At 71.5% G+C, this 12,787-nt stretch carries 13 protein-coding genes; 3 read left to right on the top strand and 10 right to left on the bottom strand.

Annotation, left to right across the window (positions count from 1 at the left end; genetic code table 11):
- Window positions 1–3: 3 nt before the first annotated feature.
- Both ABD256_RS13020 and ABD256_RS13015 read right to left on the bottom strand, forming a co-directional pair.
- The gene (locus tag ABD256_RS13020) at window positions 4–1,572 is read right to left on the bottom strand and encodes a hypothetical protein (RefSeq protein ID WP_344417274.1); all 1,569 of its coding nucleotides are present in this window, start codon (window positions 1,570–1,572) and stop codon (window positions 4–6) included.
- Window positions 1,569–2,342: an ABC transporter ATP-binding protein gene (locus tag ABD256_RS13015; RefSeq protein ID WP_344417272.1), complete on the bottom strand. Its 774-nt coding sequence runs from the start codon at window positions 2,340–2,342 to the stop codon at window positions 1,569–1,571. The genes ABD256_RS13020 and ABD256_RS13015 overlap by 4 nt, the downstream gene beginning before the upstream one ends.
- Window positions 2,343–2,499: 157 nt before the next feature.
- Here ABD256_RS13015 and ABD256_RS13010 point away from each other — a divergent pair, with 157 nt between their 5' ends.
- Both ABD256_RS13010 and ABD256_RS13005 read left to right on the top strand, forming a co-directional pair.
- Window positions 2,500–2,901, top strand: a complete 402-nt coding sequence (locus ABD256_RS13010; protein WP_344417270.1) for a hypothetical protein — start codon at window positions 2,500–2,502, stop codon at window positions 2,899–2,901.
- Between the two features lie 46 nt (window positions 2,902–2,947).
- The gene (locus ABD256_RS13005) at window positions 2,948–3,292 is read left to right on the top strand and encodes an MmcQ/YjbR family DNA-binding protein (RefSeq protein ID WP_344417269.1); all 345 of its coding nucleotides are present in this window, start codon (window positions 2,948–2,950) and stop codon (window positions 3,290–3,292) included.
- Between the two features lie 12 nt (window positions 3,293–3,304).
- Here the strand turns inward: ABD256_RS13005 and ABD256_RS13000 are convergent, their stop codons facing one another.
- Window positions 3,305–4,846 (bottom strand): AMP-binding protein, encoded by a 1,542-nt coding sequence (locus ABD256_RS13000; RefSeq protein WP_344417268.1) that lies wholly within the window; start codon window positions 4,844–4,846, stop codon window positions 3,305–3,307.
- A gap of 153 nt (window positions 4,847–4,999) precedes the next feature.
- Entirely contained in the window at window positions 5,000–6,397 is a 1,398-nt protein-coding gene (locus tag ABD256_RS12995) for an MFS transporter (RefSeq protein ID WP_344417267.1), read from the bottom strand.
- Between the two features lie 127 nt (window positions 6,398–6,524).
- Here ABD256_RS12995 and ABD256_RS12990 point away from each other — a divergent pair, with 127 nt between their 5' ends.
- Window positions 6,525–7,412: a helix-turn-helix domain-containing protein gene (locus ABD256_RS12990; RefSeq protein ID WP_344417265.1), complete on the top strand. Its 888-nt coding sequence runs from the start codon at window positions 6,525–6,527 to the stop codon at window positions 7,410–7,412.
- Here the strand turns inward: ABD256_RS12990 and ABD256_RS12985 are convergent.
- From ABD256_RS12985 to ABD256_RS12960, 6 genes are all read right to left on the bottom strand, one after another.
- Window positions 7,355–8,425, bottom strand: a complete 1,071-nt coding sequence (locus ABD256_RS12985; RefSeq protein ID WP_344417263.1) for an acyl-CoA dehydrogenase family protein — start codon at window positions 8,423–8,425, stop codon at window positions 7,355–7,357. The two genes, ABD256_RS12990 and ABD256_RS12985, sit on opposite strands and share 58 nt — an antisense overlap.
- On the bottom strand, window positions 8,422–8,841 hold the full coding sequence (locus ABD256_RS12980) for a RidA family protein (RefSeq protein ID WP_344417261.1): 420 nt from the start codon (window positions 8,839–8,841) through the stop codon (window positions 8,422–8,424). The genes ABD256_RS12985 and ABD256_RS12980 overlap by 4 nt, the downstream gene beginning before the upstream one ends.
- Complete coding sequence (locus ABD256_RS12975; protein ID WP_344417259.1) at window positions 8,826–9,653, bottom strand: enoyl-CoA hydratase family protein; 828 nt, start codon at window positions 9,651–9,653, stop codon at window positions 8,826–8,828. Before ABD256_RS12975 ends, ABD256_RS12980 begins: the two co-directional genes overlap by 16 nt.
- A gap of 76 nt (window positions 9,654–9,729) precedes the next feature.
- Window positions 9,730–10,422 carry an SDR family NAD(P)-dependent oxidoreductase gene (locus tag ABD256_RS12970; RefSeq protein WP_344417257.1) on the bottom strand — a complete coding sequence of 231 codons (693 nt, stop codon included), beginning with the start codon at window positions 10,420–10,422 and terminating at the stop codon, window positions 9,730–9,732.
- Entirely contained in the window at window positions 10,419–11,942 is a 1,524-nt protein-coding gene (locus ABD256_RS12965; protein ID WP_344417255.1) for a benzoate-CoA ligase family protein, read from the bottom strand. Before ABD256_RS12965 ends, ABD256_RS12970 begins: the two co-directional genes overlap by 4 nt.
- Window positions 11,939–12,694: a creatininase family protein gene (locus tag ABD256_RS12960; protein ID WP_344417253.1), complete on the bottom strand. Its 756-nt coding sequence runs from the start codon at window positions 12,692–12,694 to the stop codon at window positions 11,939–11,941. Before ABD256_RS12960 ends, ABD256_RS12965 begins: the two co-directional genes overlap by 4 nt.
- Between the last annotated feature and the right edge of the window lie 93 nt (window positions 12,695–12,787).

Below are 12,787 nucleotides of genomic sequence, written 5' to 3'. Positions count from 1 at the left end.
GCCTCAGCGTTCCTTGCTGACCAGCGCCAGCGTCTCGGGGCCGCGCTCGGTGAGCCTGCGCTGCGCGATCCCGCCCCACCACCACGCGAGCACCGGGCCGAGCACCAGCCCCGCCGGGATCCCGGCCCAGGCCAGCGCGGGAAAATCAGCGATCTCGGCGATCACTTCGATGGCGAGTACCGGCAGCGCGCCGAGTGCGAGCAGCCCCAGCAGCGCGAGCGCGAGGAGCCCCCTCGCGCAGCCCGGCCGTCCGCCCTGGGCGAACGGGCTGGAGTTCCGGCGGGGGTCCGGCAACGGGTAGGCGGCGAACACCGACTGCAGCAGCACGATCCCGGCGCCGGCGCCGACGAGCACCGGCACGAGCGAGAACACCCACGGGTAGGCGCCGGGCGTGCCGGTGACGGCGGGCATCACGGCGGCGAACAGGAGCGCGATCGGCCCCACGATGAGCGCCCCGGCGAGCTGGCGCCCGCGCACGTCGGCCCTGATCGCACCGGGCACGACCAGGGTGTGCCACAGCGCGCTGCCGTCGAACCCGTACAGGTTCCCGGTCTGCAGGGCGCCGGCGAACACGACGTAGACCGCCAGGTACGGCGCGGTGAAGGCCTCGCTGCTGGCGGAAACGAACGGCACGACCGCGATCACCACGGCCAGCACGATGCCGGAGAAGATCGAGATCCGCCGCCGCGCGTCCCGGCCCCAGGTGCGCAGTTCCTTGCGGGCGACCGCGGCGACCGGGTTCCTCGGGAGCAGTGCGCGGCCTCCCTTCTTGGCGGTGCCGGTGGCGCGTTTGCCCGCGCTGCCGCGGAACTGGCCGCGGGTGACCGTCGATGCCATCAAGGCGCCCCAGCAGGCGATGAGGAACGCGATGAGCGCGAGGATGCTCGCCAGCAGCAGCGCGACGATGCCCCACCGGCCGTCGGCGGCCATGCGGACGGCATCGGTGCCCCAGCCGGACGGCAGGATCCGCGCCACCGCGGTGAGTTCGCTCGCGCGCCCCGCGACGAGCGCGGGCCCGACGCTGTTGACGGCGTAGTTGAACGCGACGCCGGACAGCCCGGTGAGGGCGACCAGCAGGATGCCGAGTTCCTTGCCCTTGCGCGAAGTGAGCAGCGAGCCGAGCGCGGCGGTCACGACCCGGCACAGGATGACGACGAGCACGAGCTGCAGCACGGTGAACACGAGCCCGACGAGTGCGGGCGCGGCACCGAGCCGCGCGCCGTAGACGAGCAGCCCGGCGAAGGCGATGAGGCTGACCAGAGCGGGCACCCCGACGAAACTGGCGGCCAGCAGCCCGGCCGCGAGCTTGCGCCTGCTGATCGGGAGCAGCGCGAAGTGCTGCGGCCGCAGGGTTTCGTCGCCGCCGCCGGTGGCGATTGGGGCGATGATCCAGCCGAGGAGCCACACGCCGTAGAGCACGGCGAGCAGGTCGACGGTGGTGCGCGGGTTTTCGAACGGGACCGCGGCGGTCACCAGGTTCGTGATCGCGAGTGCCAGCCCGAGCAGCCCGCCGAGCACGAGCCCGACGAGCTGGTGTCCGCGCAGGGAATTGCGCAGGACGCGCAGCTTCATTCGGACGAGGACGCCAACCACGACAGTCCTTCCGCGCCACCGGTCCGCCCGCCGACGAGGTGGACGAACGCCTCCTCCAGGGTGCCTTCGCCGCGGACCTGCGCCACCGGTCCCGACGCCACGACCCGGCCGCGCGTGATCACGGCGACGTCGGTGCAGAGCTGTTCGACGAGCGTCATCACGTGGCTGGACAGCACGACCGCGCCGCCGGAGGCGACGAACCGCCGCAGGATGGTGCGGATCGTGCTGGCGGAGACCGGGTCCACCGCTTCGAACGGCTCGTCCAGCACGAGCAGCCGCGGCGCGTGCAGCAGCGCCATCGCGAGCCCGATCTTCTTGCGCATGCCCGCGGAGTAGTCGATGACGAGCGTCCGTTCCGCGTCGAGCAGTTCGAGCACCCCGAGCAGTTCCTGCACCCGCTCGCACACGGTGGCTTCGTCGATTCCGTGCAGTTCGCCGAGGTAGCTGAGCAGTTCGCGCCCGGTGAGCCGCTCGGGCACCGAAAGCCCGTCCGGCAGCACGCCGACCAGCGCTTTCGCCCGCTCGGGCTCGGCCCACACGTCGACGCCGAACAGGTGCGCCGTGCCCGCGTCGGGCCGCAGCAGCCCGACGGCCATGGACAGCGACGTCGTCTTCCCGGCCCCGTTCGGCCCCACGAGCCCGAAGAACGAGCCCTTCGGCACCTCCAGGTCCACCTGGTCCACCGCGATGTTCCGGCCGAACATCTTCCGGAGCCCGCGCAGCCGCATCGCCGGTTCGCTGTCCGCCAAAGGTCCCCCTCGACTCGGCTGGTCCGAGCCTGTCAGCCTACCGCCGGGCCCTGCTCGACGCGGGGACCCGCGATTGCTCAGGTGCCGCGAAGGAAAGCCGCATAACCGGCATTTCGGGTAAGGTTCGGACGACTCGATCGGATCGAAGGAGCCGCCGATGCCCGGGATTCGCGCCGTGCTGTCCGTGTCCACGCTGATCGCCGCCTGCGGGGTGGCGGTGGCGGGCCCCGCCGCCGCCACCGCCACCGACAGCGCCGACAGTGCCGACAGCGCGGGCAGCGGCGACTGCCGCGACTGGTGGACCATCGACGACACCGCCCGCACGGTGTTCACCGAGCGGGACCGGTCGGTGAAGTTCTGGGGCCACCGAAGCTGCGGTGCCACCCGCACCCCCGAGTTCTGGTCGGCGCCGTACCGCCCGGACGAGCCGGGCGACTTCTCGTGGGAGCAGATGAAAGCGGTGCACGGCAACGATCCTGGGGCCGTCGCGTACGGTTTCGAGCTTCGCGCGCGGGGCGCGGGCTGGACCGCGGTCGGCTTCGCGGCCAGTCACGGCTGAGGCGCTGGGCGCCGGACTGTCGGTGCGGTGCGGAACAATGTCCGCCATGGGTGTTTCGAGCGACCGGTTCCTGCGGATGGTGGACTCCCTCGCCGAGGTGGAGCGCGCCAAGGCGAGGGACTACCTCTCGTTCAGCGTGCGCGGCAAGCGGTTCGGCTACCACTGGCCGCGCACCAGCACGGTGGGCCTGAAGCAGACCCTGTCCGAGCAGATCGCGCTGGTCGCCGAGCGCCCGGACGTGTTCGAGGAGCAGTTCACCATGGGCGGGTTCGGCTGGGTCGTGGTGCACCTGCCCAAGATCGGCGCGACCGAGCTGAACGAACTGCTGTACGAAGCGTGGCGCCTGTCCGCCCCGGAGGAACTGGCCGAGGAGCACCAGTACGCGGGATGAATCGCTGCGCGCTCAGCCGAGGGCGCGGAGTGCCTTCTTGTCGACCTTTCCGACGTGGGTCAAGGGCAAGGCGGGCACCAGGACGATCTCCCGGGGCTGGTAGAGCGCGCCCAGTTCGGCGACGACGGCCGCGCGCACCTCAGCGGTGTCGATCTCGATGTCGCCGTCGGTCGCGAGGAACACCTTGACGGCTTCCCCGTACCGGTCGTCGGGGACGGCGATCGCCGCCGAGTTGCGCACGCCCTTCAGCGTCAGCAGGAAGTCTTCGAGGACCCTGGAGTAGACGTTGTCGCTGGTGTCACCGGTGACGATGATGTCCTTGGCCCGGTCGACGAGGTAGAGGTAGCCGTCCTCGTCCCGGTAGCCGATGTCGCCGGTGTGCAGCCAGCCGTCCCGCAGGGTCTCGCGGGTGCGTTCCGGGTCGCCGAGGTAGCCGAGCATCACGACCTCACCGCGTACGCAGACCTCACCGGCCTCCCCGGTGGGGAGCGCGGTGCCGTCTTCGTCCCGGATCTGCACCGTTATGCCCTCGACGGGGCGCCCGCAGCTACTCCATCGGGAGAGGTCGCCGTCCGCCAGCTCGGGCCCCTGCACCGAGGTGATGCAGAGCGCTTCGGACTGCCCGTACCCCTGGCCGATCACGGGGCCGAACACGTCGGCCGCCTCCCGCATCCGGGTGGGGGACGCGGGGGCACCGCCGAGCGACATCATCTGCAGGCTCGGGTAGTCGCCGGCACGGCAGTCGGGATGATCGAGCATCTGGTAGAGCATCGGCGGCACCAGCACGGTCGTGGTGATCTCTTCTTCGCGCAGGGCGGCGAGCGCGGCGCCCGGCTCGAACTCGGGCAGCAGCACGGTGGTGATGCCGTTGATGAGGGCGAACAGCGACGTGAGGTGGCCGGTGCCGTGGGTGAGCAGCGTGGCGACCAGCGCCCGCCCACCCGGTAACGGCAACCGCCACCCCAGCACCCAGTCGTAGAAACCGCGGCCGTGCGCGGCGAGTTTGGGGTGCCCCAGGGTGCCGCCGGTGTAGAAGACGGTCATCGCGTCCTGCTCGGCGTGCGGTGGCGCCGGGGGCGGCTCGGCGGGGCAGGCGCTGGCCGCTTCGAGCAGGTCGGTGGCGCGGCCCGTGGCACCGAGGCCGAGCAGCCGGGGCGCCCCGGCCGCGAGCTCGGCCAACCCGATGGCGTCGTCGGCGAACCGCGGGTCGAACACGACGGCCCGGACTTGGGCCCGCTCGGCCAGCGCGACGAGCTCGCCCTGGCCAGGCTCCGGGGGCAGGAACACCACACGGCAGCCGATCAGATGGACGGCGAGCTGGACGAGAACGGCCTCGGGACGGTTGGCGAGGAAGAGGCCGACCGAATCGCCGGGGGCCAGCCCCTCACCGAGCAGCGCGTGCCCGAGCCGGAACAACTTGTCGCGAGCCTCGGCACGGCTCAGCCGCACCTCGCCCTGGACCAGCGCCTCCGTATCGCCGTCCTCCGCCCACAAGCCGAGGACGTGGTCCAGATACGGATGCCGCCCGGCATTCGGCATGGCTGTGCTTCGCATACGTCCATGCGTACACGACCGGCCGTCGGACCGGCCGTTGACGGCCGGTCCCGCGTCCCCATCGAGCACCGATTCAGGATGCTTTGGACACACCGAATCCGGCACGGAGAACATTGTGCCCATACGGGCCGGTGCCGCAGGGCGGTACCGATCTCAACGCTGGTTCCCGGGCTTTCGCCAGGTACGCCTGCCCAGTACGGCGATACCGGCCAAGGCGGCCAGTGAGGTTCCGGCGAGCAGCAGCATCGCCGCCCGGTTTCCGGCGGGGAAGGTGTCGGCCCGCACCGCCCCGTCGCCCGCGAAGGCGCGGAACAGGGTCATCCCCACCGCGAGCCCGATACCGCCGCCGAGGTTGTGGAAGGTCCAGGTGGCACCGACGGCGAGCCCGGCGCTTTCCGGCGGTACCGCCGAAAGCGCGGTGACCGCGGACGGGCCGAGCACCGCGGCCCATCCGATGCCCATCAGCACGAACGCGGCCACGACGTAACCGAGCCCGGTACCCGAGTCCAATCGCGACTGGAGCAGCGCCGATCCGGCGAACGCGCCGAATCCCGTCATCATCACCACGCACGCACCGACCCGGTCCACCACGCGGCCGAGCACCGGGGAGAGCAGCGCGACGACGACCGTCGTCGGCAGCATCAGCAGGCCGATCACGACCTCGTCGAACCGGCGCACGACGCTCAGGTACAGCGGCATCAGGAACAACGCGGTGGTGTAGAAGAAGGCCAGGGAAAACTCGGCGACGACCGCGCTGAGGAACCGCCGGTTCGCCAGCAGCGGGAAGGGGACCAGCGGGTGTGCCGCCCCGCGGTCGACGAGCACGAACGCGGCCAGCGCGAGCGACCCGGCCGCCAGGGCGCCGAGCACCGGCCACGAGCCCCAGCCGAAGGTGTCGCCGAAGGTGACGGCGAAGAGCACCCCGGCCAAGCCGATGGCGAGCAGCGCCAGACCGGGCCAGTCGACACCGGTGCCGTCCGCACCGCGCGACTCGTGCACGCTCACCGCGCAGATCAGCAGCGCGACCAGCACCAGCGGCACGTTGACCAGGAACACCCAGTGCCAGCCGAGCACGCCGACGAGCAGCCCGCCGAGCATCGGGCCGATCGCGAGGCCGATGCCGTTGATCGCGAAGAGCGACCCGATCGCCCTGCCCCGTCGGGATTCGGGGAAGGCTTCGGCGACGATGGTGCTCGTGCCGGTGTACAGCACCGCGCAGGCGGCACCCTGCAGGAACCGGAACGCGATGAGCGCGGGCACGTCGGTCACCAGCCCGGCACCGAGTGAGAACAGTCCGAAAAGGATCGCGCCGGTGTAGAGAACGCGGCGGCGGCCGAGCAGATCGGAGAGCCTGCCCGCGGTCACCATGAACATCGACAGCGCGACCACGAAGACGTTGACGACCAGTTGGGTCTGCACCATCGTGGCGCCCAGCTCCCTGCTGATCTCCGGCGCCGCGGTGTTGACGATCGTCAGGTCGATGCAGCCGAGGAAGCTGAGGATGCCGACGCCGGTCAGCACCCACCACTTCCGGCCGGTTCCGGTGATCACTGCGCTGCTCCCGTCCGTTCGGTGTGTCCGAAGCAGACTCCGGCGACCGCGCGGGCACCAGTCCCGGGTTTTTCCTATCCTTCGGCGGGAGTGGCTACGGTCGCCGGGACCGCGCATACTCGGGGCCATGACCGAGCTGGGCGAATTCCTCCAGGCCCGCCGGGCCCAGCTGCGCCCGGCGGACGCGGGCATGACCGCCTTCGGCGAACGTCGTCGCGTCCCCGGTCTGCGGCGCGAGGAACTCGCGCACCTCGCGGGGATCAGCCCGTCCTACTACACCCGTCTCGAACAGGGACATTCGCGCGGCGCTTCCCCCGCGGTGCTGGACGCCATCGCCGGCGCGCTGCGGCTCGACCGGGACGAACGCGAGCACCTCCGCCGCCTCGCCACGGCGACGGCGAAGCGCACGGCAGCCGTGAAACCCGTACCGGAGCGGGTGCATCCCGCCACGCTCGAACTGCTGGATCTGATGGGCGACGTGCCCGCGCTCGTGCAGGGGCGCCGCACCGACATCCTGGCTTGGAACGCGCTCGGGCACGCGTTGCTGGCCGGGCACCTCGACTTCGGTGCGCCTGGCCGGCCAGGCGACCGGCCGAACACGGCCAGGATGATCTTCCTCGACGCGCACAGCCGCGAGCTGTACGCGGACTGGCCCCGCAAGGCACGCGCCGTGGTCGGGAACCTGCGCCTCGCCGTCGGGCGGTACCCCGATGACGCGGCGCTGTCCGCCCTGGTCGGCGAACTGTCCGTGAAGAGCCCGGAATTCGCCACCATATGGGCCGATCACCGGATCCGGCCCTGCGACGCCGCGGCTTACGAACTGCGGCATCCGCTCGTCGGCGGGCTCACCTTCACGCAGCAGGCGTTCGACGTCGCCCGCAGCCCGGACCAGATGCTGGTCGCGCTGACCGTGCCCACCGGGTCGGCCTCGCACCACGCGCTCACGCTGTTGGCCGGTCAGGCGAACAGCGACCGCGCGATGATTTCGCGCTGCACCTCGGAGGCGCCTTCGTAGATCCGGGGTGCCCGCACTTCGCGGTACAGCGCTTCCAGCAGGTGGCCCCGTTCCAGCGCGCGGGCGCCGTGCACCTGGATGGCGACGTCGACGGCGCGCTGCGCGGTCTCGGTGGCGAACAGCTTCGCCATCGCGGCTTCCCTTGCCACGTCCGGAGATCCCGCGTCGTAGGCGTCGGCGGCGGAGTGCACGAGCAGCCGGGCCGCCTGCACCGAGGTCGCGATGTCGGCGAGCTGGTGGCTGACGCCCTGGAAGTCCCGCAGCCGCTTGCCGAACGCTTCGCGCGCCGACGCGTGCTCGACGGCGGCATCGAGCGCGGCCTGCGCCATTCCGACGGCGAACGCGCCGACGCTGGGCCGGAACAGGTTCAGCGTCGTCATCGCCACCCGCATCCCGGCGTCGACCTCGCCGAGCACGTGCGACCGTTCGACGCGGACACCGTCGAAGAACAGCCGTCCCAGTGCGTGCGGGGCGAGCATCGACAGGCGCGACCCGCTCAGCCCCGGTGCGTCACCGGGGACGCAGAACGCCGTGATGCCCCGCGAGCCCGCATCCGGGGAGGTCTTCGCGAACACCGAGTAGACGTCGGCGTCGGGCGCGTTGGAGATGTACGCCTTCTCGCCGGTCAGGCGGAAGCCGTCACCGTCGGGGGTGGCGGCCAGCGACAGCGACGCCACGTCGGAACCGGCGTCGGGCTCGGTCAGCGCGAACCCGGCCACCGCGCTTCCGTCGGCGACGCGGGGGATCCACTCCGACACCACGGATTCCTGCCCGGCGGCGGCGATCGGGTGCGCGCCGAGGCCCTGCAACGCCAGCGCGGTCTCGGCTTCCGTGCAGTACCGCGCGAGCCCTTCCCGCAGCGTGCACAGTTCGCGCGCGGAGACGACCGGGAACAGCCTGCCCAGCAGCCCGTGCGACGCGAGCGCGCGCACCATCGGCCGGTTGACCGCGCCGGACTCGGCCGCCAGCGGCACCAGTGCGCGGGCGACTTCCTCCACTTCGGACAGGTTCATCCCGGGACCACCGCCGTGCCGACGAGTTCGAGCTTCGCCTCTGGGTCGAACAGCTCGGCGACGCCCAGCAGCGCGATCGCCGGGTAGTGCCGCCCGAAGTGCTTGCGGTACAAGGGACCCAGCTCGGCCAGGGACGCGCGGTACGCGGCGAGGTCGGTGACGTAGAACAGCAGCGAGACGAGGTGCTCCGGCGAACCGCCCGCGGCGGCGAGCGCGGTGACCACGTTCCCGGCCGCCACGTCGAACTGCTCGGGCACGGTCGATCCCACGATCGCGCCGTCCGGCCCCTGCGCGGTCTGCCCGCCCAGGTACACCGTGGTGCCCGGCGCGGCCACGACGGCGTGCGCGAACCCCGACGGCGGCGCCAGCCCCGGCGCGGTGACCACGCGGTGCGGCGTGTTCATCGTCCCGTCCACTGCGGACTCCTTCCGGCCGACCATGCGGCGTAGAACTCCCGGTAGTCCTGGCAGGTCATCAACAGTGCCTGTGTCATCGCCTCGAGTTCGACGGAACTGCCGAGGTCCATGTCCTGTTCCCTGGTCAGCAGCACCTTCGTCGCGGAGTACGCGTGCGCCGGGCCGTCGGCGAGCCTGCGCGCGAGCGCCGCCGCCGCGGCGGGGAGTTCGGTGTCGGGCACGACCTCGGTCGCGAGCCCGATGCGTTCGGCGCGTTCGGCCTTCACCTTGTCGCCGAGCATGAGCAGCTCGGTCGCCCGCCCGAGCCCGACGAGCCGGGGCAGCAGGTACGCCGAGCCCATGTCCGCGCCGGCCAGCCCGACCTTGGTGAACAGGAACGCGAAGGCGGCCGATTCGGCGAGCAGCCGGAAGTCGCTGGCCAGCGCGAGCACCGAACCGGCGCCCGCGGCGATCCCGTTGACCGCGGCGACGATCGGCAGCGGGCACTCCCGCATCGCCTTCACCACCGCGCCGGTCATCCTGGTGAACTCCAGCAGCTCCGCGGTTTCCTTGCGCTGCAGCTCACCGATGATCTCTTCGACGTCGCCACCGGAGCAGAACCCGCGGCCGGTGCCGGTGAGCACCAGAACCCGCGCGTCACCGCGCGAGGGCAGTTCGGCGAGCAGGTCGCGGAGATCGGCGTAGGACTCGAACGTGAGCGCGTTGAGCTTCTCCGGCCGGTTCAGCGTCACCGTCGCCACGCCGTCTTCCACCGCGAAGTCGAAATGCTCCCAGTGATCGGTGAGCGCGGCGGACGCGCGGAACGGGCTCATGCGATCGCCTCGCTCCGCGAGACACAGTCCGACCCCGTTGGGCGCGGGGTGTCTTCGATTCGCTCGCAAGCGTCGTTCATGCCTGGATGCCACCTCCGTCGAGGACCAAAGTCTGGCCGTTGATCGCCGCGGCTTCGGCCGCGGCGAGGAAACTGACGGCGAACGCCACTTCCGCGGGCTCGATCAAACGCCCCAGCGGAGCCGCGCTCGCGAGCGCCGCTTCGGCTTCTTCCTCGGAACGCCCGGTGGTTTCGGCGATCCGGCGCACCGAGCGCTCGGTCATCTCCGTGCGCACGAAGGCGGGGCACACCGCGTTGGCGGTGACCCCGGTACCCGCGACCTCGGCGGCCACCGCGCGCATCAGCCCGACCGCGGCGTGCTTCGACGCCGTGTACGCGGCGGTGTACCGGTACCCGGCCCGCGCCGCGGTGGACGCGACGGTCACGATCCGCCCGGTGCTCCGCTCCCGCATCGAGGGCAGTACCGCGCGCGTGCACAGGAACGCGCCGGTCGCGTTGACCGACCACTGCGCCGCCCAGCTGTCCAAAGTGGTCTTCGCGGTGGGCGCGCTCGACGAGACGCCCGCGTTGTTCACCAGCACGTCGACCGGGCCCAGTGCGGCGAAGAACCCGGTCACCGAATCCTCGTCGGTGACGTCGCATTCGGCGCGCCCCGGCGCGTGCACCTCGTCGCCTCGATCGCGGAACCGCTCGGCGATCGCGGCCCCGATGCCCCTGGTCCCGCCGGTGACCACCACCAGTCTCGTCACGGCAGGTCCTCCAGCGCGCGTCGGTCGAGCTTTCCGTTGGCGGTACGGGGAAGCGCTTCGGCGAAGCGGATCTCCCTCGGGTACTTGTGCCCGGCCAGCCGTACCTTCGCGAACGCGATCAGCTCGGCCGCGTCCGTCGTCGAGTCGTCGCGGAGGACGACGAACGCCCGCGCCCGCGTCAGGCCGCCGTCGGAGTAGCCGACGACGGCGCAGTCCACGACCTCGGGATGCGCGGTCAGCACGTTCTCGATCTCGCCCGGTGCCACGAAGATCCCGCCGATCTTGAGCAGCGCGTCGGCGCGGCCGTGGTGGCGGAACAGCCCGTCGTCGCGGCTGAAGAGGTCGCCGGTGCGCACGGTGTCGCCGTGGAAGGTGGCCGCCGACTTCACCGGATCGCCGCGGTACTCCCTGGCGATCGTCGGGCCGGTGACTTCGAGGACGCCGATTTCCCCGTCCGGCAGGCGGTTCCCGTCCTCGTCGAGCACGCGCGCCGAGTACCCCGGCACCAGCCGCCCCAGCGTGCCGTGCGCCGGCGAGCCGGGCGAGTTCGAAAGGTAGATGTGGTACGCCTCGGACGAGCCGATCCCGTCAACGACCTCGACGCCGAACGCGGCGTCCCAGCGCCGGTGCAGCTCGGGCGGCAGCGCCTCGCCCGCGGAGGTGCAGAGCCGCAGGCAGCTCAGATCCTGGTCCGGCGCCGACGGATGCGCGGCCATCGCGCCCATCATGGTCGGCACGTTCACCAGCACCGTCGGCCGGTGCCGGGCGATCAGCTCGAACAGCACGTCCGGCGTGCTGCGGGCGGCGAACGCGATCCCGGTGCCGCCGACGCCGAACGGGAAGAGCGCGGCGAGATCGCGCGCGTAGCCGAAGAAGAGCTTCGGCACCGAGAGCACGCGGTCGCTTCCGGACATTCCCAGCACACCGCGCGCGTAGTTCTCGAAGCTCGCGAGTGGACTCCGCACCGGGTGCACGCACGCCTTGGGCGAGCCGGTGCTGCCGGTGGTGAACTTCCAGATCGCTTCGTCGTCCTCCCGCATCGGTTCGGCGTCGAGGCGGTCCGGCGCCTCCGCCACGAGCGTCCCGAATGGACGTTCACCGTCCCGGAGTTCGATTTCGCCCACCACCAGCAGGTTCCGCCCACCCGCTTCGCGCACCGCGCCGGCGGTCACCTCGTCGACGAGGACGACGGCAGGCGCGACGTAACCGAGGTAGTACGCGTAGTCCTTCGGCTTCAGGAACGTGTACACCTCCGCGGTGACCGCGCCGATCTTCTGCGCGGCGTACCACGAGGCGACGAACTCGATGCCGTCGCTCAGCGCGAGCAGCACCCGGTCTCCTTTGCGGACACCGAGATCCCGCAGCACGTGCCCGATCCGGTTCACCAGCGCGGCGAGTTCGGCGTAGGTCGTTTCGCCAGTCGTTTCACCAGTCGTTTCGCGATAGTCGTGGATGAGCGCGACCCGGTCGCCGCGTCCCTCGTCGACGTTCCGGTCGACGAATCTCGTCGCGAGGTTCATCGGGCCGCCGTTTCCCTGATCGTCTCGACCAGCATGCCGGTCAGCGTCTCGAACACCGCTTCCCCTTCCTCGGCGGTCGCTTCGGCGGGGGAGCCGCAGTAGGCGTCGGTCATGCCCATCGCCACGAAATCGCGTTGCCCCGCCGCCATCGAGGAGGGCATGTCGACGGGAAGGTTCGGGAGTTCGCGCATGGTTTCGACATCGACGAGGTCCGGTTCGTCGGCGAGCACGAGCGAGGTTTCGTACTGCCCGGCGTGGCACGAGCCCGACCGGAACTCCTCGGTGAGCCGTGCGGCCGCGCGGCGCCGGGTCAGCTCCAGGTGCCCGATCTCGACCTCGTGCCGGCACCGCACGGTTTCGACCGCGCGCCGCAGCGTCGCCACGTGCTCCGGCTCGAAGTGGTTGTTCACCAGCACGATCCGGGGAAGGCCCTGGCCGATCAGGCTCGCGCACACGTCGGTGACGAGTGCGTGCAGCGTTTCCTCGCCGACGCTGATGCCGCCGGGGAACGCCGCCGCGTACCGCGTGACGCCGTAGGGGAGCGCGGGCAGGATCAGCACCCGCACGGCGGGATCGTCCCGGAGCCGGTCGGCCGCGCGGACGCACATCCCGGCGGAGATGAGCGGGTCGGTGCCCACCGGCGCGTGCGGGCCGTGCGGCTCGACCGCACCCAAGGGCAGCAGCAGGACCGGCACGCGCCCGTCGGAGCCGAGCGCGGCGATCGCGGGCGAGGTCAGATCGGCGAAGTTCACGCCGCCTCCAGTGATTTGCGGGACACCCGCACCCGGTCGGCGGTCGTGAACGGGGCTTCGCCAGTATCGTTCACGCCGCCTCCAGTGATTTGC

The organism is Amycolatopsis minnesotensis, from assembly GCF_039529815.1.
In the GTDB taxonomy this organism is placed as follows: Bacteria; Actinomycetota; Actinomycetes; order Mycobacteriales; family Pseudonocardiaceae; genus Amycolatopsis; species Amycolatopsis minnesotensis.
The sequence above is the reverse complement of the archived record's forward strand: the minus strand, read 5'-3'. Positions and strand labels throughout refer to the sequence as shown.

Coding starts and splice junctions, on each gene's coding strand:
- ABD256_RS13020 (WP_344417274.1), bottom strand. CDS start 1,572: ATGAAGCTGCGCGTCCTGCGCAATTCCCTGCGCGGACACCAGCTCGTC.
- ABD256_RS13010 (WP_344417270.1), top strand. CDS start 2,500: ATGCCCGGGATTCGCGCCGTGCTGTCCGTGTCCACGCTGATCGCCGCC.
- ABD256_RS13005 (WP_344417269.1), top strand. CDS start 2,948: ATGGGTGTTTCGAGCGACCGGTTCCTGCGGATGGTGGACTCCCTCGCC.
- ABD256_RS13000 (WP_344417268.1), bottom strand. CDS start 4,846: ATGCGAAGCACAGCCATGCCGAATGCCGGGCGGCATCCGTATCTGGAC.
- ABD256_RS12990 (WP_344417265.1), top strand. CDS start 6,525: ATGACCGAGCTGGGCGAATTCCTCCAGGCCCGCCGGGCCCAGCTGCGC.
- ABD256_RS12985 (WP_344417263.1), bottom strand. CDS start 8,425: ATGAACCTGTCCGAAGTGGAGGAAGTCGCCCGCGCACTGGTGCCGCTG.
- ABD256_RS12975 (WP_344417259.1), bottom strand. CDS start 9,653: ATGAGCCCGTTCCGCGCGTCCGCCGCGCTCACCGATCACTGGGAGCAT.
- ABD256_RS12965 (WP_344417255.1), bottom strand. CDS start 11,942: ATGAACCTCGCGACGAGATTCGTCGACCGGAACGTCGACGAGGGACGC.